16 protein-coding genes are annotated in these 19,746 nt (G+C 37.2%); 5 read left to right on the top strand and 11 right to left on the bottom strand.

What is annotated here, in order from left to right; translation table 11 throughout:
• Positions 1-12 precede the first annotated feature (12 nt).
• The 5 genes from AAV97_RS12915 to AAV97_RS12895 all read right to left on the bottom strand — a co-directional run bounded on the left by AAV97_RS12915 (position 13) and on the right by AAV97_RS12895 (position 4,763).
• A complete protein-coding gene (locus tag AAV97_RS12915; RefSeq protein ID WP_046760787.1) occupies positions 13-1,443 on the bottom strand; it encodes a class I adenylate-forming enzyme family protein in 1,431 nt (476 codons plus the stop codon).
• 1 nt (position 1,444) lies between these two features.
• Entirely contained in the window at positions 1,445-2,293 is an 849-nt protein-coding gene (locus AAV97_RS12910) for an SDR family NAD(P)-dependent oxidoreductase (protein WP_046760786.1), read from the bottom strand.
• A 147-nt stretch (positions 2,294-2,440) separates the two neighbouring features.
• Positions 2,441-3,484, bottom strand: a complete 1,044-nt coding sequence (gene recA / locus AAV97_RS12905; protein ID WP_046760785.1) for a recombinase RecA — start codon at positions 3,482-3,484, stop codon at positions 2,441-2,443.
• A gap of 159 nt (positions 3,485-3,643) precedes the next feature.
• Complete coding sequence (locus AAV97_RS12900) at positions 3,644-4,084, bottom strand: RNA-binding S4 domain-containing protein (protein WP_004830486.1); 441 nt, start codon at positions 4,082-4,084, stop codon at positions 3,644-3,646.
• Positions 4,068-4,763, bottom strand: a complete 696-nt coding sequence (locus AAV97_RS12895) for an HAD-IA family hydrolase (protein ID WP_042088637.1) — start codon at positions 4,761-4,763, stop codon at positions 4,068-4,070. Before AAV97_RS12895 ends, AAV97_RS12900 begins: the two co-directional genes overlap by 17 nt.
• 800 nt (positions 4,764-5,563) lie before the next feature.
• Between AAV97_RS12895 and AAV97_RS12890 the strand changes: the two genes are divergently transcribed.
• The 4 genes from AAV97_RS12890 to AAV97_RS12875 all read left to right on the top strand — a co-directional run bounded on the left by AAV97_RS12890 (position 5,564) and on the right by AAV97_RS12875 (position 11,353).
• Positions 5,564-5,818: a hypothetical protein gene (locus AAV97_RS12890; RefSeq protein ID WP_004830489.1), complete on the top strand. Its 255-nt coding sequence runs from the start codon at positions 5,564-5,566 to the stop codon at positions 5,816-5,818.
• A 505-nt stretch (positions 5,819-6,323) separates the two neighbouring features.
• Positions 6,324-7,175, top strand: coding sequence for a 3'(2'),5'-bisphosphate nucleotidase CysQ family protein (locus AAV97_RS12885; protein ID WP_009587018.1), 852 nt, complete (start codon positions 6,324-6,326; stop codon positions 7,173-7,175).
• 104 nt (positions 7,176-7,279) lie between these two features.
• The gene (locus tag AAV97_RS12880) at positions 7,280-8,008 is read left to right on the top strand and encodes a histidine phosphatase family protein (RefSeq protein WP_009587013.1); all 729 of its coding nucleotides are present in this window, start codon (positions 7,280-7,282) and stop codon (positions 8,006-8,008) included.
• 306 nt (positions 8,009-8,314) lie between these two features.
• A complete protein-coding gene (locus tag AAV97_RS12875) occupies positions 8,315-11,353 on the top strand; it encodes a M66 family metalloprotease (RefSeq protein ID WP_046760784.1) in 3,039 nt (1,012 codons plus the stop codon).
• A gap of 114 nt (positions 11,354-11,467) precedes the next feature.
• Here AAV97_RS12875 and AAV97_RS12870 read toward each other — a convergent pair whose 3' ends face one another.
• The 5 genes from AAV97_RS12870 to AAV97_RS12850 form a co-directional block, all read right to left on the bottom strand.
• Positions 11,468-11,992 carry a protein tyrosine phosphatase family protein gene (locus tag AAV97_RS12870; protein ID WP_010591581.1) on the bottom strand — a complete coding sequence of 175 codons (525 nt, stop codon included), beginning with the start codon at positions 11,990-11,992 and terminating at the stop codon, positions 11,468-11,470.
• 74 nt (positions 11,993-12,066) lie between these two features.
• A complete protein-coding gene (locus tag AAV97_RS12865; protein ID WP_004830496.1) occupies positions 12,067-13,158 on the bottom strand; it encodes a 3-deoxy-7-phosphoheptulonate synthase in 1,092 nt (363 codons plus the stop codon).
• Between the two features lie 142 nt (positions 13,159-13,300).
• On the bottom strand, positions 13,301-14,179 hold the full coding sequence (locus AAV97_RS12860; RefSeq protein ID WP_004830497.1) for a sulfite exporter TauE/SafE family protein: 879 nt from the start codon (positions 14,177-14,179) through the stop codon (positions 13,301-13,303).
• 319 nt (positions 14,180-14,498) lie between these two features.
• Positions 14,499-15,989, bottom strand: a complete 1,491-nt coding sequence (locus AAV97_RS12855) for an amidase (RefSeq protein WP_042088643.1) — start codon at positions 15,987-15,989, stop codon at positions 14,499-14,501.
• A gap of 22 nt (positions 15,990-16,011) precedes the next feature.
• Positions 16,012-17,484: a GGDEF domain-containing protein gene (locus AAV97_RS12850; RefSeq protein ID WP_046760783.1), complete on the bottom strand. Its 1,473-nt coding sequence runs from the start codon at positions 17,482-17,484 to the stop codon at positions 16,012-16,014.
• 253 nt (positions 17,485-17,737) lie between these two features.
• Here AAV97_RS12850 and AAV97_RS12845 point away from each other — a divergent pair, with 253 nt between their 5' ends.
• The gene (locus tag AAV97_RS12845) at positions 17,738-18,232 is read left to right on the top strand and encodes a hypothetical protein (protein WP_004830501.1); all 495 of its coding nucleotides are present in this window, start codon (positions 17,738-17,740) and stop codon (positions 18,230-18,232) included.
• 137 nt (positions 18,233-18,369) lie between these two features.
• On the opposite strand, the gene accC is transcribed toward AAV97_RS12845, so the two are convergent.
• On the bottom strand, positions 18,370-19,734 hold the full coding sequence (gene accC, locus AAV97_RS12840; protein WP_005031915.1) for an acetyl-CoA carboxylase biotin carboxylase subunit: 1,365 nt from the start codon (positions 19,732-19,734) through the stop codon (positions 18,370-18,372).
• Positions 19,735-19,746: the final 12 nt, after the last annotated feature.

Below are 19,746 nucleotides of genomic sequence, written 5' to 3'. Positions count from 1 at the left end.
TTATTCAATTCACTAAATAGGCTTACCAATACTGTCTGATTCAATCTGATCGATGATAAAAATCGATTTTGGACGTAAATATCGTGGTGTCTTTTGACTGATCCAATCTTGTAATTGATTGATATCTAAATATTGTTTAAGGATGACTTTAACTGCTAAACATTGTCCTAGATCTACATCATCTACCGCATATGCTTGAGCATATTCTATGAGGGAGTGTTGGTATAAAATATTTTCTAAGTCAATTGGATAAATATTGATCCCCCCACAAATTAGCATATCATCACGTCGACCTTTTAAATAATAATATCCTTGCGAATCTCGGACAGCTAAATCACCACATTCAATCCATTGATTAGGGGTAATTGACCACGCACACTTACTCCATAAAGTACCAATTTGACCGTGTTCGAGAATTTCTCCTGATAGATCAGTAATTTTTAACTCTACACCTTGAATAGCTCTACCAATACTGTCCGGATGTGTTTTTAAATCTTTAGGGGTTGCGATCATATTAATCCCAGTTTCTGAACTTCCATATAGATTGAATAATTGAATGTAAGGGTAGTGTTGTTGAACTTGATGAACCAAATGAGCACTTAAAGGCGAACTTCCTGAAATGATATGCTGGACCGAGCTGAGCATTGAGCGAGATTTAATCAGTCTATGTAAGATTGTGGGTACTAAGTTTAGACAATCAATTTGGTAGTGTTTAATCCATAAACAGGCACTTTGTACATCAAAGCGATTTTGCAAGATGACGGTCTTATGAAAGCTTAAAGCCATTAAACTTGCAGTTAAACCAGCAGCATGGCAGATCGGTGTCATGACAAAAATCTGTTTAATTTTAAAGAACTTTAATTGTCTAAGCATGAGATCTAGTAAAGGCAGGCATTGCAATGGATTTGAATGTCGTGTTGCTACTTTAGGAATACCCGTAGACCCTGAGGAACAGACACTAATTTTGTTAAAAAAATAGCGTTTGATATGAAAATGTTGTGAGTCGTGTTGTGATGGAATATCTGAATAATGCTGAACTTTAATTTTTTTTAATCGCGCTAAATGCCCAATCAAATAAAATTTTTTCTGATCCAGCAGCGTTTGAAGTTTATGTTCGATTAAATTGGGGTTAATGATCACAATATCCTTGCCTAAACGACTTAAAGCAAATAAAGCAGCCAGGCTATCTAAATCTTGTTCAAGCATGAGTGCAAGTTGATTTGGAAATTGACTTTGATATTCTGGTTTTATCCATTCACAAATAAGTTGATCAGTACGATGTTTTAAATCTTGAAAACTCACCTCTACGCCATCGATAATCAATGCCGTTTTATTCTTATTAATTCGGGTTTGCGCATCTAAAATACTGTATAGATGCACACCATGTTTCATAACACTGAATAACAGACTAAGACACCATTTGATTACGAATCGCCATGACATTTTACTTTTTCCGTCCAAGAATAAAGCGATAAAAATAATAAATTGGTCTTGAGAATAGACTTGATGTAACTTGTGCCCAAATTAACCACCATGGCTGCCATTGCCGTTTATGTCCAATCAGGCTATCTAAAATTGCATTTGCTGCACTTTGTGCCTGCATTGCAGGCATGTGATCATAGTGTTTGGTTGGCAAAATCATACGTGTGCGTACCAATGGTAAATAAATGATACTAGTATCAATTTGCTGAATAGCAAGTTCGGGTTGGATGGCAAGGATCCATTGTTGCATAGCAACTTTAGATGCTTGATAACTTGACCAAAGTGGGGGAGCGAATAGTTTGGCATTAATGGTAGAAACAACCAAAATTTGCCCACATTTCAGTTTTAAGTCTGGCAATAATAAACGAGTGAGTTGAGCAGGGTTGATGTAATTAATTGCAATACAGCGATCAATATCTTGAGGTCGATCTAAACTCTCCCAGATCGAGCGTTGAATGGATTTACCTGCATTATGAATCAGAATATCAACGTGTAAATTTTTCTCTTGCAGGCTTCGAAATATATTTTCAGCTGCTTCCAGTTCATATAAATCTGCACTGACCATTTCAACATGGCAGTGACCACGTTCTAATTCATTTTTTAGCTGTAAAAGTTTGTCAGTACTTCGCGCAACTAAAATCAGGGTACATTCAGTATGTGCTAAACGTTTCGCACATGCTTCACCAATTCCAAAACTGGCACCTGTAATCAGAATCGTCTTATTTTTAAAATGTTGATCTATTTTTGCTTGAGTAATTCTTGGACCTTGAAAAAATAAAAACTCAGCCAATCTTGTAATATTTGTCTGCATAAGAATAAATGTATTTGATGTTGAATATCATTTTAAATCAGTTATAACTGAAATTTATTAGAAATCACAATCAATTTCAATTCAATAATTTATATAAAAAAGCGCCTCGAAAGGCGCTTAGGAAAAATAAAGAACTGATAGATCAGATTAAACATCTAAAAAGTCAGGTTCTTCTTCTTTCTCTTCAACAGGTGCAGCATTTGCTGTAGTTAAGAGCTTTTCACGAATCATACGATCAAGATCTTGCGCCAGTTGTGGATTTTCTTCTAAATGGCGAATGACATTGTTTTTACCTTGACCGATTTTATCGCCTTGGTAAGAATACCATGCACCTGCTTTTTGAACCAGTTCTTGAGCAACTGCAAGATCAACCAACTCACCCAAGTGATTAACACCTTTACCATACATGATTTGGAAAATCGCTTCACGGAAAGGAGGAGCCATTTTATTTTTAACAACTTTCACTTTGGTTTCAGAACCAACGATCTCATCGCCTTCTTTGACTTGACCAATGCGACGAATATCTAAACGTACTGAAGCATAGAACTTCAATGCATTACCACCAGTTGTGGTCTCAGGGCTACCAAACATAACACCAATTTTCATACGGATTTGGTTAATGAAAATTACCATACAGTTTGAACGCTTTGCATTACCAGTGATTTTACGCAATGCTTGGCTCATCAAACGTGCTTGTAAGCCCATGTGAGAGTCACCCATTTCGCCTTCAATTTCAGCTTTAGGAGTCAATGCAGCTACAGAGTCGACAACGATCAGATCAATCGCACCTGAGCGAACAAGCATATCGGCAATTTCAAGTGCCTGTTCACCATTATCTGGCTGTGAAACTAAAAGATTGTCAATATCAACCCCAAGTTTACTGGCATATTGTGGATCTAAAGCGTGTTCGGCATCAATAAAGGCACAAGTTCCACCCGCTTTTTGGCATTGTGCGATTGCCTGTAAAGTCATTGTGGTTTTACCAGAAGATTCAGGACCATAAATTTCAACAATACGTCCTTTTGGTAAGCCCCCGATTCCTAGTGCAATATCAAGTGTTAAAGAGCCAGTAGAAACAGCTTCAACAGCTTGTACAGTATTATCCCCTAAACGCATGACTGTATTTTTACCAAATTGTTTTTCAATTTGGCTAAGTGCCGCGTTCAGTGCCTTGCTTTTGTTATCATCCATCTCGTAAACCTCAAACGATGTAATATCACTAATATCTTAAGTGGATGTCATTAAATTTGATCTTTCGTCCACAGGAGTAATAGTGACAGAAAATTAAAAATGGTTCTATCTTTAAAAACAGTAGTACGACATATTTTGTCGCACTTAACTTAAACGAATTCAGTCATCATCATAGGACCAAGATTGGTCAAATTGCTGATCATTTTCTTGCTTAAATTTGCTTATTTGTCGTCGATCTTTTTTACTCGGTCGATGATCAGGTCGCGCTAGATTATGCAATTTTCTTTGGGTTGAAATCAACTCTCTACGTGCCACACTGACTTCTGTTTCTTCATATAGTTGTTGTGCAATAGGCGCACCGCCACGAATTGCAGACAATGCTTTGATCACCACTGTTTTTCGATCAAATCCTTGCTGTATGGTTAATTCCATGCCCACACGAATTTCTTTAGAAACTTTGACACGCTCATTATTGTGATGAACTTTGCCGCCTTCAATTGCATCTTTGGCAATCGAGCGTGTTTTAAAGAAACGTGCAGCCCAAAGCCACTTGTCTACACGCATTGTTTCAAGTTGTTGTTTCTCAGGCTGTTTTGACATCGACATCCTTATTTTCTAAGTTTAACTTGGTGAGTAATGGTAAAAGCTCAGTTAAATGATCAATTGCAGGGTATTCCAACTCAAGGACATGACGTGCTGCACGACCACTTGATGGTTGAGTAATCGTAATCAAATGTTGTATACCAAATTTCTCAGCACCTTTGAGCACAGGAGTAGTATCATCAACCAAACAAGCATTTTGAGGATCAAAAGGATACTTCTGTTGAAGAATTTCCCAGAATTCGACAAACTCTTTGGAATATCCAATTTCTTCACTACTGATCATCACTTCAAAATAAGGGCTTAGGTCGATATTTTCAAGTTTAAGCTGTAATCCTGCGCAATCTGCATTGGTAAGTAGCCAGCAACGATAACCTTGTGCTTTTAATTGTTCCAGTAGTTCAAAGCAACCTGGTCGAGTTGCAATTTTGTCTTTATATTCATATTGTAATTTTAGAACATCTACGCCTACTTTCTCAGACCAGTATTTTGAAGAATACCAACAGAGTGTGTGATTATGTTGCTGATAAAATGTATTCAGGGTGTTATGGCTCTGCTCTAAACTACATTGATGTGTTTGTGCGTGACGCTCAGGGAGTTTGGTGTTCCAGATGAGATCGTCAAAAGCCAAATCGAGGAGCGTACCGTCCATGTCAAAAAAAATGATCGGTTTTTGCATTCAAGAAACTCCTAAGATTTTTAAAGTACATCAAAGCTCATCATAATATGTAAAAATACTAAATTTTTTAACTCTATAGTTCAGGATTAAAAAGATTTAAAAATTTTTAAAGCCTTATAAAGTTATGTATGCTTGAAGAAAAATTATGTACATATGTGTGCATATATTTAAAAACAAATCTCATAACAAACAAGTATAAGAGATTTGAATTCTTAAATCATGGGATTCACTAAACGTTGGTTAAAATCTAACAATGGAAAAACAGCAATAGAGATAGAATTGAAATCGTCATTGTTCGTGATCGCTTATTGGTGTCTGTGCATATGTTGTCAAAGAGAAAATAGCCTTTCAATATTGCTGTCTTTTTAATGGAGAAGTCTAAGGTTTAGATATTTGGACATAAGCTCTGATTAAGACTTGAATTTCAATGTAAACATAGAAATGTGTTAAAAAATGAACATTGATCGACTGTCCACTCTATTGTTTAGGGTCAATCCACACAATTTTTAAATTTCATATACAAACTTGCTTCATCATTGGATATTTTTGTCTTTGAAATTAAAATATCAGTTAAATAGTTTATTTAGATAAACTAATTTTAAATATTGATTTAAAAGAAAAAAATTGAAATAGTCATATTCTGCCAATGTGATAAAAGTATTTTGAATAGAAAATCCTTCTTAGAGACTGCGAATGTGTTTTCTATCTCCTTTACTGGAGTTTTTTGTGTGATGGTGCATGTTATTTTGTTATGTAGACCATTTCTAATTTAGACAATTTTTTAGCTAAAATGGATTAAAATGAACATCTGTATTGGTGGACCGTGGAATGGATGCAAGTTATTGGGAGATTCCCATGATAAATCTTTTAAAGTTAAAGATAATAAATTACAGAGAATAGTAAAATATAATAGAAAAATAATTCACATCAAAAAAAATGTATACATTTTTTGGATCGTAGATGAATTGAGCGAATCTGAAGCTTCTACTTTGATGAATGATTATTTGCGTGAATACTTCATTAAGGCTGAAATAGAATTAATTGGGGATGAGTAATGAGGCGCTTAAGGACCTTTCTTTCATGAATGAAGTATATAGTCACTTATTGCGGGTGAATTCAAATATAATTAAGAACGGTTTTCCTTTTTTAAATTAAATATAAAACAATATATTAGATCGATTTTATGAGTCAAAAAAATGATCATGTGGTCCGAATCATATGGGGGGATTGAAAGTACCTTCTCCCTTCGGGAGAAGGTTAAGGTGAAGGGGCTTTAATGTTGATTTATAGTATTAAAAACGACTTATGAAAGAAGCTTATTGTGTTTTTATCAATCTATTTTGAAAGATCATTGGTTTGGTAAGAATATAATATTTCAAGTTTTTAGAGACAGCTTAGTCTAGTCAATTGAATAAATACCTAAAAGTCTATGATGATATTCAAAAGCATATCATCTATTTAAAGTACAATTAATTGTTTAAAAGCTATTGTTTTCATGCACTCAACATAAAAAAATGATAGGCTTAAGCACAAAAATCAGACATCCTACAGGTCAGATCAATGTTTATCACTACTCAAGCACCACAAGATGACCAAATTTCAAAATTGGTTCCTGTTTTGGCCAAAGCAAGTCAAATTTTACTTGAGGAATACCAAAACTATTGTGCTGGGCGAGCATTTAATATTGATCAAAAGGATGATCAGTCTCCAGTAACCCAAGCTGATTTAAAGGTTAATGCTTATTTAATTGAACAATTGGCACAAGTTACGCCCGAAATTCCTGTGTTGTCTGAAGAAAGTGATTATTCAGAACGTCATGCTTGGGCGGTGTGTTGGATGCTAGACCCTTTAGATGGAACCAAAGAATTTATTCATGAACGTGATGAATTCACCATCAATTTAAGCCTGATTCATAATCATCAAACCATATTCTCTATTATTGCTGTACCAACTGAACAAGTTATGTATTTGGGTTATTTAACAGAACTTCCATATAAGTATTCATTTACTCAGGGGACATGGGAGCGCTATTGCAAGTTTAAAGAAGTTGAAGAAGATGCAATCCAAATTGGTTTAAGCCATAGCAGTAAGAATCCCAAATATCAGCAATATATTGATTATATCGAACAAGAGTCACCTGTCATTAAACGAGAGGCGGGCAGTGCCTATAAATTTTGTATGATGCTGGAAGGTGAAATTGATATTTATCCACGCTTCCACCCAACCTCCGAGTGGGATACGAGTGCAGGGCAAGGTTTGCTCGAAAGTATTGGTGGTGGATTGGTCAGCTTAGCGGCAGTACCCTTTACTTATAATCAACGAAATACTGTATTAAATGAAGGTTTTATTGCATTTCGGAATGAGGAAACCAAACAAATTGCCTTAGATGCACTTGGTAATGTTAGCTTTTAATATAATTTAGCTTTTTAGATAATATAGATATCTATTTTACAGATGATTTAACACTTTGTGACTTATGTTATAGTAAAGCTGTATAAAAAGAGTTTTGAGTTGATATGGCGTTAGATTTATTGCCGAAAAGCATGCTGAAAGCAATAGATTTATTGCCAGATGCGCAGACCCCTGTGACTTTATTTACGCGTCATTCAATTCGTGAAGTTGTTAATGGACAGGGATTGGCTGGCTATGATTTACAACTAACAACTCAGGGGCGTGACTTAGCACATGCTTGGGGTTCATATTTAATAGATCATACCGATCGTGTCATTCAGCATTGTATTTCTAGTCCAATTCAACGTTGTGTAGATACTGCTGCTTTGATGATTCAAGGGGCAGATGGAGTCTCCCCCCAACCCAATACCCATCATATTGAAATTGTCGAAAAAGGCTTATTGGTTGAGCCTGGAAGTTTCGTGCTGGATATTAAGCAAGCTGCGCCATACTTTCGCAAGCAGGGTGCGCTCGGTTTTATCAATAGCTTTGTGAATAATGCCTTACCCGGAATGAAACATCCAATTCGTGGGGTAGTTGATGTGCTTGAACTGATTTATGAAACACATCCAACAGTAAGCAATGGTATTAGTTTAGCTGTAAGCCATGATACGATTCTTGCTGCAATTATTGCTGTGATTTCGAAACGTACTCAAATTGATCAAAGTGATTGGCCTGAAATGATGGAAGGGTTGTTTGTTTGGTTTGAGGGAGAGCGCTTTGTGGATAGCCATTTAAAATGGATTTGGCGTGGCGAAAGAGGTGAATTATTGATACGTGACTTTCAACAATAATATGATAAAAAATGGTTGATTATTATTGCTTTACTTGATCGTTGATTAAGCTTGTAGTAAAGCCAATATAACGATGACTAAAATTATAAACTTAATTGTATTCTATTCAGATTAATCACTACTCTAGATGACAAGCACAATCGTATTTTGCTGTTGTGATAGGTTTTTCGTCGGTTAATGATAAAAAAATGATGAAATTTAAATTGGTGTGTTATATTTAAGTTATTGAAATTAAATAATATTTCAATTTTGTCTCAAAAAACATGGATAGAGATAAGTCGTTATAAATATTGGGGGAGATCTGTGATGCACTTAAGGTTTAAATATTTAACAATTTGTACGCTTTCAGCAATGTTGATTGCATGTGGGGGTGGAGGGGAAAGCCATTCTGTAAATGATCAGCCATCAAATCTGCCACAAAATCCAGGAGATGGTACAAATGAACTGCCTGGAGATGGTACACCAGAAATACCAGATAATGGTTCGAGCGGTTCAAATAATGGCTCTACAGAAACTCCACCAAATAGTGGTTCAGATGGCTCCAACAATGGATCTATAGAAACACCTCCAGAGAATGGTTCGGGCGGTTCGAATAATGGATCTACAGAAACTCCACCAAATAGTGGTTCGGATGGCTCTAACAATGGATCTACAGAAACACCACCAGAGAATGGTTCGGGTGGCTCCAACAATGGTTCTACAGGAACACCACCTGAGAATGGTTCGGGCGGTTCAAACAATGGCTCTGAGGGCAATACGGGTACTACACCACCTACTGTCGACAAATATCCTGAACCTGTTAAAAATAAAATCTCGAATAAGATATTGGGATTCTATGATTTTAATGGACAAGGCGAAAATCGATTACTGCGTAATGATTTAACGGGTAATTTCGCTGCAATGGTACAGTTTGTACAAAGTCATGCGGTCAATCCTAAAAATAATGAACAGGATAAAATGCCACGTTTGACCACTGAAAAAGATGCTTTGTTATTGGTAACGCCTTTGGTTGCGATGGGGGAACTCAACCAATTACAAGCTGAAATTTATCAAGGTAATCAACTGATTCGTACAGTTAATTTAAAAGAACCATCACGCCTTGCAGCTTCAGATCAATCCAATCAGGACGATCGAGCACGTGTCATGTACTCAAAGCAAGCATGGTCACTTGCTTTGAAGTGGAATGAAGTTCGTCCAGGACTTTCTATTCGCGTCATCGATCCAGTCAATAATCGTAGTGGTACGCTTGGCGGAAGAGATATTGACTTTGCAGCGCCCGGAGAGCTTGTGGTTCAAAGTATTCGTTTAGGTTTATTAACCGATGCACCAAAATCCAATGGGCACTATATGCTTTTGGAACCAGAAAAAGCGGGTACTGATTATTTACAAACCATCCCAGCGGCAAAAATGATTGTCAGTAAATATGAGGAAATGAAGCTCAATCGTGTGATGGTTGCGAGTGGCGTGATTTATGATTCAGCAAGCGCGACCAATGGGGGCGTTTATGATGGTGACATGCGTGAGAATACTGCGAAATCTACATTTAGTGTCGGTATAAATTTAGCCAATTGGGGGGTGACCAGTTCCTCAATGCAAAGTCAGGAACAACCACAGCTGACACAAAGTGTTGTGATTCATCATGCCAGAGGTAAATATGCCAATGGTGAGTCAAATCATGGCTTGAGTGGTGGCAATGGGATTTTGACATTGATTGATTCTATAGGAAATGAATTCAGTCATGAAATTGGACATCATTATGGATTAGGACATTATCCAGGTTCTGTTGAAACCAGTGGTAGCCCAACCAATTATTTCTGGTCTGCACATCATGCGGATAGTGGCTGGGGCTATATTGCATTTCGTAATAAGATGCGCGGCAACTTAAATTGGGGCAGTACTAATTTAGGAGATGGGAGTAATGGGGTGCCTAACTTCCAAAATTTATATGCTTATGGCTGGGATGCAATGAGTGGTGGCGCAAGTGCCAGCTCGATTTCTAAATATACCCACTACACAGGTTATAGTACTTGGTTGAAAATTCAGCCTGCATTTGATAAGTACATTTGGGATGCAAACTCAATCACAGGTTATAAAAAGTGGAATGCAAACACACGAGAAATGGTGGATGCTCAACCCAAAACGCCAAACTCAGGCAATGTTTGGTACAACAGTGCAGATGGAAATTTCTTAAAGCCGCGTCTATTTAGTGTGCCAGTTTATACAATTTTAGGGGGATATGACCCTGTAAATCAGGTGGGTATTGTTTATCCTGCTGCACGTGGTAACTGGGGCAATGTATTCAATTTGCCACAAGTCAATACCTCTAGCACTGCTGCAAGTTGCTGGTTGAATGTACAATATGCCAGTAAAGTTGAACATATTGCACTTGCACCACAACGGGTAAATGCTGGAAGCAATGCCAATAAGTTCCATGTCAATCTTGCACAAAGTGATACACCTCAAAATGTGGATCTTTATTGCCAGAAAGCGGGTCAACAGGCAGTTAAGCTCTCTAGCATCAGTATTCCTGTTGCAGTTGAAGCTATGACGCCTTTTGTGAGCATTGGTAAGGAAGCAGAATATTCTGCTTTAAGAAAAATTGAAATGCCACAGCTTGAACAAGCTTTACTCAATAATCAAGGTAAAGCGGTGGTTAAACTTGATGCGAATTCACGTTTACTATTTGACTCTTATCGTCTATTTAAAACTGAACTTTCTCCAAATGCACAGCTTGAAATGGTACGTTACACCCAACAACAAATAAAACTTTATCGTTTAAATCGTTGGATTAATGCTTATCGAGTTGATTTGGAAAGTGGTAATGCTGAAGCAATTGAGGCATTTAATCGATTTGTGGCTAAATTGGAATTGAATAATGATTTTAATTTAAATGAAGTTTCTAGTCTAAAAAATGGAACCAACTGTTTGAAGGTAGAAACACTGTCTGATGGCAAGCTAAATGCCTACATCAGTGGTAAGAGTGCTTGTACAGGTGATGACTCTGAGCAATGGATTTATGATGCGATGGGTAAAATCCATAGTAAGAAATATATGGATCAATGTTTAGCAAGTCAGGCTGGTGTGATCAATCTTGCATCATGTAATAATGAGAGTTCAGCGCAGGCTTGGATGATTAATTCTACATTACAACGCATTGAACAAGGTTCAAAATGTTTTGATTTAGAATATGGTTATTTAAATAACAATCGTGCCCGTTTGATTAGTTATAACTGCGGGACAGGTGGGAATCAAAAATGGACAAGTTTACTCTCCAATAATAGTTTGATTTTGGCTGCGACAAGTTCAGCAAACTTACCATTGATCAAACAATTATTAATTCATTAAGCAGAATCAGATTGTTTAGATCGCTATAAAATAAGCGCCTAAGGGCGCTTATTTTTTATCATACTGGATGCTTTTATATTGAAATCGATCAAAGATATTAAGGGTGTTATATTTTTAAGAAAATTGGTCTGCATGCATTAATGAGTGTTGTAAATCTTCAGTTGCTTTACGTCCTTGAAGTTGTAGACTGACTGCATGCATTAACCCTGTCCATGTCTCATTGGGTTCCCACACTTGATGCAACAACTCTTGTGCTGTTGGCATATCCATATCCATAAAATACTGACGATATAAATACATTAGGCTACTGACACGCATGTTCTTGGCACAATGTACCCACACCATTTTTTCCTGCACTAAATGTGCAATCAAATCTAGAGCAAATAAACATTGGTCATCTGCAGGTCGATCCCAATGAATGGGAATTTGGATATAGTTTAAGCCTAACTCAGCACAGATTTTATCTTCATGTTCTAAATGTACCGACGCATCTGTAAATGCCAGATTGATGATCGTATCTACGCCGTATTCTTTAATTTGCTTCAGTTGTTCAGCCGTCGGTTGACCTGAAGTCAGTAAATGTTCATGGACAAACTGAAAGTTTGCGATTTGACAGAGTTCTTGTTCAAGTTCGTTCATAGCATTCTTACAGAAAAATTTTAATAACATCATAAACAAAAACGCCATCTATGTAGATGGCGTTTTTATACTAATTAACGCTTTGGTAAAATATCTTTTAAGGCTGCATCCATTTCAAGCAATGCTTTTTCTGTAGTTTCCCAGTCAATACAGCCATCAGTCACTGATTTACCATATTCCAAATCGCTTAGATTTTCTGGAATATCTTGACGACCACCTTTGATATGACTTTCAACCATGATGCCAACAATCGATTTATTCCCATCAAGAATTTGTTCTGTGATATTTTTCAATACCAATGGTTGCAAATATGGGTCTTTATTTGAGTTTGCATGACTGGTATCAATCATAATTTTCGTACTGACTTTAGCTTTTGCTAGTGCGTTTTCTGCTTCTGCAACTGAGCCTGCATCATAGTTCGGCTTACCATTCCCGCCACGTAATACAACATGCGCATACGGGTTACCACTGGTACGAATCACTGAAACTTGACCTTCGTTATTCAGACCTAAAAAGCTATGACCATGCTTCACGGATTGCATTGCGTTGGTTGCAACAGTTAAGCCACCATCGGTACCATTTTTAAAGCCGACAGGTGATGACAAACCAGATGACATTTCACGATGGGTTTGGCTTTCTGTGGTACGTGCGCCAATGGCAGACCATGAAATTAAATCTTGATAATACTGAGGTGAGTTTGGATCCAACGCTTCAGTCGCACAAGCTAAACCTTTGTCATTTAACTCAAGCAGTAATTTACGTCCTAAACGTAAACCTTTTTCGATATTAAAAGAATCATTCATGTCAGGATCATTGATCAAACCTTTCCAACCTACAGTTGTACGAGGTTTTTCAAAATAAACACGCATGATGATGTAGAGCGTATCTTTTACTTTTTCGCTTAAAACTTTTAAACGATCTGCATAATCATGTGCTGCAACAGGGTCATGAATTGAGCAAGGACCAATCACAACAAATAGACGTTTATCTTTACCATCTAAAATATTACGGACTGTTTCCCGACCATGAAGTACAGTTTGGTAAGCATTTTCATTTAATGGGAGTTCAGCTTTAAGTTCAGCTGGAGTTACAAGCGTTTGAATGCTTTGGACATTCACGTCATCAATATCTGATTGAATAATTGGATTTGAATTTAATGTATTCATTGCCGTCACTGGGTATTAGAACATACAGAAAGTATTTTTAGTGGTCAGAATATAACATGAATTGGTTCAAGTTTTGTTATAAATAAATCATTAAAACTTCACAACCCATTCATAATGATAAGTTATCAATTACAGATTAAATTTAAACCTGCTGTTGTTGAACCGTTTGAGTAACCATGACTGCCTGTGGTTTTTCAACAGGTTTGGATTTAACTGGATTTAAGATAAAGTTAATACCTAGAGCAAATAGGGTGATTCCAAGTACTTTACGGATCATCTTTTCAGGCATTTTCGAGCTGATTAATGTGCCAACAATAATCGCAGGAATAGACCCAACCAGTAGCCATCCGAGTAATTGAAAATCTACGTTGCCTGAAGTCATGTGTGCAAAACCTGCCACAGAGGTGAGTAAAACGGCATGTACCACATCTGAACCAATGATACGAATCATCGGTAAGTTCGGAAACATCAGAATGAGTGCCATGACACCAAAAGCGCCAGCACCTACAGAGGAGAGCGTCACGAATACACCCAGTACAATGCCCATGAGCACGACGTATACACGCTTACCTTGAATGTTAAAATTATTTACCTCTCGAAAGTCGTGTTGATCTTCACGAAATTTGGCAAAAAACTTTTCAATTCTGGCACGGAACATAATGGATAGACCTGTTAGCGTCAGCATAAACCCTAAAACCATGGTTAAGATGGCTTTGTAATGGGTTGAACCGCTCAAATAGTTTTCTAAAACCCAATGGGTCACAAATGATGCTGGAACACTCCCTAAAGCGAGCCAAAGTACGATAGGCCAAACAATATTGAGTTTTTTTGCATGTACAAGTGAACCGCAGAACTTTGAAATCGCAGCATAGAGGAGGTCCGTTCCGATGGCGATGTGTGGTTCAATTCGAAATAAACTAATCAAAATAGGTGTCATCAGTGATCCACCACCGACACCGGTAATACCTACACAGAAACCGACTAAAACGCCAGCCAAAATAAACTCAACAGGACCAAACATGACTTATTTGCCAGATATCAAAAAACAGGCATATCTTATGACTTTTTTGTATAAGTGGTTGTCTTGATTGTTGATTTACTTATGCAAAAAAATGCTAAAGCCTCAATTATTAAAAATACTCAATTTTTTAAATGTTTGGTTAGGTGGTGGAGGCATTTTATAAACAATCAATCAGCTGCTTGATCATTTATTCTTTGTCGCGGCGTTTAGTTTTGATTTGGGGATTTAAAGGTTTAATTAAACTTTTATAGTTATTAAAAAATACGTAAATATTCATATAAATGGTTAAAATTTATATGAATATTTACAATAAGTTAGTTTATATCTTGATGGATTGGTAACGTGCTGCCCAGGGTTGTGCTTGTTCTAGTAGTGCCGCCAATTGTAATAGCGTATCTTCATGCCCAAATGGGGCAATAAATTGAGAGCCTAAGGGTAAATGATCTTTGTTCCAATACAAGGGTACAGACATGGCAGGCAAGCCCGTAATATTTGCCAGTTGTGTAAAGGGTACCCACTGCAAATTATTTTTAATCAATTGTTCAACCAGTTTTCCTTTAGCCAGTAAGTGTGCTTGGTCAACTTTCAGTAACGCTTTTAAAATAGGAATTTGCCAAGCAGGTGTTTTGACTTCACCATTTTTTGGTGCAACAGATGCAGTGGAGGGGATAAGGAGTAAATCATATTGGCTAAAAAATTGATTCATTTGAGTTACATAAGTTCCCCAGTTATTCAGGTTGTTGATGTAATCCAATGCAGATGCTTTAGCACCAAATGCAGCAATGGCTAAAGTATCTAATTCAAAATCTTGATCTTTTGCACCAAACTGCTGTTTAACTTGTTTTACAGTATAAGCACATTGGCTGAACCATGTGGTAATAAAATCTTTAGCCAAAGCCATTCCATCAATCTGCGGTGAAGCTTCTTCAACGATATGCCCTAAGGATTGTAGCAACTTTACAGTGTTTTGAATGGCATTGACGGCATCTTGTGATACTTGAGTACCAATGGGTGACGTGACTGAAAAACCAATACGTAATTTTTTTGGGGCTTTTTGAATGATCTCTAAATAGTTTTCTGTTGGACGTTGAATATTAAAAAGTGCACTGTGATCTGAACCTTGTGTTGCATCCAGCATTGCTGCGCTGTCTCTTACGGATTTACACAATATATGCTGCATTGCTGCACCATGCATGGCTTCACTAATTTTAGGTCCCCAAGGCGTACGTCCTCGACTTGGCTTTAATCCAAACAACCCACAATATGATGCGGGAATACGGATTGAGCCTCCACCATCACTTGCCCCTGCAATAGGTACAATTCCAGCAGCAACACTTGAGGCTGCACCCCCTGATGAACCACCACTGTTATATTTGAGATTCCATGGGTTTTTACAGCTTCCCCATGCTTCAGGTTCAGTGATGCCTTTAATGCCAAATTCAGGAGAGTTGGTTAAACCAAAAGTTACGACACCTGATTTAATCCAGCGAGTAACGATTTCAGCGTTTTCTTTGGCAATATATTGGGCATTTTTAAAAGATTTTGAACCGAAAGATGTTGCCACACCTGCGAACTCTTGGTGGAGATCTTTTAATAAAAAAGGAACGCCAGAAAAATGACCTGAATGGTGGTTATTGGCATTTTTCATTGCCTGTTCATACATCGGAATCACGATGGCATTGATTTTAGGATTGACCTGTTCAGCACGTTGAATGGCGATTTCAAGTAATTCATGGGCTTGTATTTGTCTGCTTTGTACCAGTTGTGCTAAACCGATGCCATCATATTGAATATATTCTGAATATTTCATTGCATTCCCTCGCAATTTAAGGTTATTGGGCAAATATTTTTTGATCTTGTTGAATATCTGTTTCTAAACAAAGTTGGTTTCTTCCTTTTTCTTTCGCCAAATACAGTGCTGCGTCTGCACGTTTGATGAGCTGTTGAAAGGGAATACAGTGGGGTAATGTTTGGTAACTCAAACCTATACTTACACTGATCTGAAGTGTACGTTGATCATCTAAATAAATAGGGGTATCGAAGGTCATATTACAGATTCTTTGAGCAATTGCGATACTTTGATCTAAGCTTAAATCTTTCAGTAAAATTGCAAATTCCTCTCCCCCTAAACGACCAAACAAGTCATGGGCACGTAGCTGTGCTTTTACTTGTTGGGAAAATGTTTGTAAAACATAATCCCCAATCAAATGTCCGTATTGATCATTAATTTTTTTAAAATGATCTAGATCCAGCAGTAATATCGTCACACTATGCGCTGTTTTTTCAGTATTTTTGGCGATTGTACGTTCACTTTCCTCATAAAAATAACGTCGATTTAACGTAGTTGTTAAACCATCATGATTGGCGAGATATAAAATCTGATGATATAACTTTTGTCGGTTACGACTGATAATGGTTAGTGTCAATGGTCCTAATGCCAGCATAAACAAACCTATTCGAACGGAAAGCGTTGTTTCTAGATAGGCATTTGGTGATTGGGTAATATAGTATGAGGTCAATGCATTATATAAAAGCATACATACCCCACAATTGATAATTGAGACAAAGAATAGATTATAACTGAGTGCAGCCCATATCAATGCCGCAATTGGGAACATGATTGCACCCGGACCGATAAAAAAGTGGGTGAGTGTTACTGAGAAAACAACACCTAAAAAAGGTAAAACAAGTTGGGCTTGAACGGGTTGTTGCTTAAATTCATGGAAATAACTTTGTAATGTAGTGCGGTTTGGAATTGCTAAGACGATTGGTAAAAATGCTATGACATTGAGGATTTCACCAGTCCACCACATCCCAAAGTCGATCCAGATTCGATCGATAGACATAAAGGTATTGGGTAAGTGAGGAACCGTTAAACAAGCAACTGTAGCTGCGGCGAGACAACCACCAAATGCACTGATGCCAAAAAGATATAAAAAAGTTAAACCTTTATTATATTGTTTATAGTTTAGTTTAAAGAAATGAATAAGTAATAATGTTACCAAAGCATGCGATAGATTGGCTAAGGTTAAAAATAAGGTCACTAAAAAACTATTTCCAGTGATCAGGTCTGCAAGCATAAAACCTGTAAATGCACCTAGCCACCCACCAATATTTTTGAGCGTGGTAAATCTTAAAAAGAGTCCGAGTAAGACGGCATTTGCTGGCCAGAAAATAGCAAGAAAGGAGAGCGGTCTACCCAATATTCCAGCCAAAGCACAGGCAAATATGATCACTGCAATCAGAAAAAATGCAGAAATATTGTCCTTAAACGTTTGACTTAAATACAGTATCGCTCGTGGCAAATGACTAACCTATTTTAGAAGAATGCTTAATTCCAATTCCAAGTCACGTGGCTTTGTCTTTAAGGTAGTAATGATAATCATATCTATGTATATCGATAAATCAATAGTTTTAATCGCCTTTAATCCAGCATTTTAGAAATTTATTCTGCAGTTGAACTTGGATAAAGATTGTTCTTATATGGTTAATTTTACATGTTTTATTATAAATGTATGATAGTTTATACAAGATAAAATTTGGCATACAAGATTGGGTATGAAAAAAACAGCACTTATAATTTCTTTACTGCTTAGCTTTTCTTCTTACACTAAAGCTGATGAGGCACCTCCACGCGCTCAAGCAACAACGACCAACAATGTAATGGCGACAAATACAACCAGCACCATTCGAATTAGTACTCGACCTGAAATTTTAGGTTTATGGGGAATGGAAATTCCTGAAAATAAAAAATGCATCGAATATTATAATTTCCGAGGTTCCAATGAAGTTGTTGTCAACAGTGCCAAAGAGTGGTCAGTAGGACTTTTTGATTATCAACCCTCGCCTGATAATACTTTAGAAAAACCTCCTGCATTAATTATGCAAATTCGCTATGAAAATAACGAAACCGATTGTTCTGGGCGTAAAGAAGATCAAACTGGGGATGTGTCGCAGTATTATGTAAAGTGGATTAATAAAAATACCATGAGTTTTTGTGCGTCAGATAAAGGAGATCAATGTTTTGCCACTTTGCGCAAAGTCTTGCCTTAGGCTTGAGATATATAATTTGAACAGTGCCATGGCTTAAAGATGTTGTGCTGATAGGTCACTGAGTTAAATGATAAATCGATTTCATTGATATTAAAAAACCTCTGATTTACAGAGGTTTTTTGTTAAGCAAAGATCAGTTAAGCATCATTTTCATGACCTTGAAGTTGCTTTAATAAATGTTTTTCAAGGTAATGAATATCCATCGCTTGCGAACAGAAGTTCTTATCTTCAAGAATCAAATCTTTATGTAATGGAATATTGGTTTTAATCCCAGTTAAAATCATTTCATCTAAAGCTTGTTTCATTCGGGCAATCGCGGTATCACGATCTTTACCATAAGAAATCAATTTTGCAATCATCGAATCATAATATGGTGGGATGCTATAACCTTGATAGATATGAGAATCTAAACGAATCCCTGCGCCACCTGGTGCATAGAATGATTCAATTTTACCCGGTGAAGGTAAGAAGGTAGATGGATCTTCGGCATTGATACGACATTCAATGGCATGACCTTCGATCTTAATATCTTCTTGTTGAAGATTAAGACCTAGACCAGCTGCAATACGCAATTGCTGTTCAATAATATCTACACCTGTGACTTGTTCAGTCACAGGATGCTCAACTTGAACACGTGTATTCATTTCAATGAAGAAGAATTCGCCATCTTCAAATAAGAATTCAAAGGTACCAGCACCACGGTATTGCATTAATTTACAAGCATTTACACATGCTTCTAAAATATGGGCGCGTGCTTCTTCTGGTAAACCAGGTGCAGGTGCTTCTTCAAGGACTTTTTGATGTCGACGTTGTAACGAACAATCACGGTCATATAAATGAATTGCTTGACCATTACCATCTGCCAAAACCTGAACTTCAACATGACGAGGTTTTTGTAGGAAACGTTCCATATAAACGGTATCGTCGCCAAACCACATTTCTGCATCACGCTGTGCAGCTTGAACAGATTCGAGTAGGGTGTCTACACGTTCAACAATACGCATACCACGACCACCACCACCTGAAGCAGCTTTGACGATCAATGGAAAGCCAATTTCTTTTGCTTCAGCCAAAGCATTGTTTGGCGTCACTGCATGTGCAGAACCTGGAACTGTTGGTACACCTGCTTTACGCATCGCCGTAATCGCTGAAACTTTATTGCCCATTAGGCGAATGTGTTCAGGACGTGGACCAATAAAGATAAAACCTGAACTTTCTACAATTTCAGCAAATTCAGCATTTTCAGATAAAAAACCATAACCGGGATGGATTGCATCTGCACCAGTAATTTCTGCAGCTGTAATAATGGCAGGAATATTTAAGTAACTTTCACTACTTGCACCCGGACCAATACATACGGCTTCATCACAAAAACGTAAATGCATTAAGTCTTTGTCAGCATCAGAATAGATTCCGACTGTTTTAATCCCTAAAGTTTTGCAAGCGCGAGTGATGCGTAGCGCAATCTCACCTCGGTTTGCAATTAAAACTTTTTGCAACATATCAACCCCCGA

Source organism: Acinetobacter sp. Ag2, from assembly GCF_001005515.1.
In the GTDB taxonomy this organism is placed as follows: Bacteria; Pseudomonadota; Gammaproteobacteria; order Pseudomonadales; family Moraxellaceae; genus Acinetobacter; species Acinetobacter bereziniae.
The sequence above is the reverse complement of the archived record's forward strand: the minus strand, read 5'-3'. Positions and strand labels throughout refer to the sequence as shown.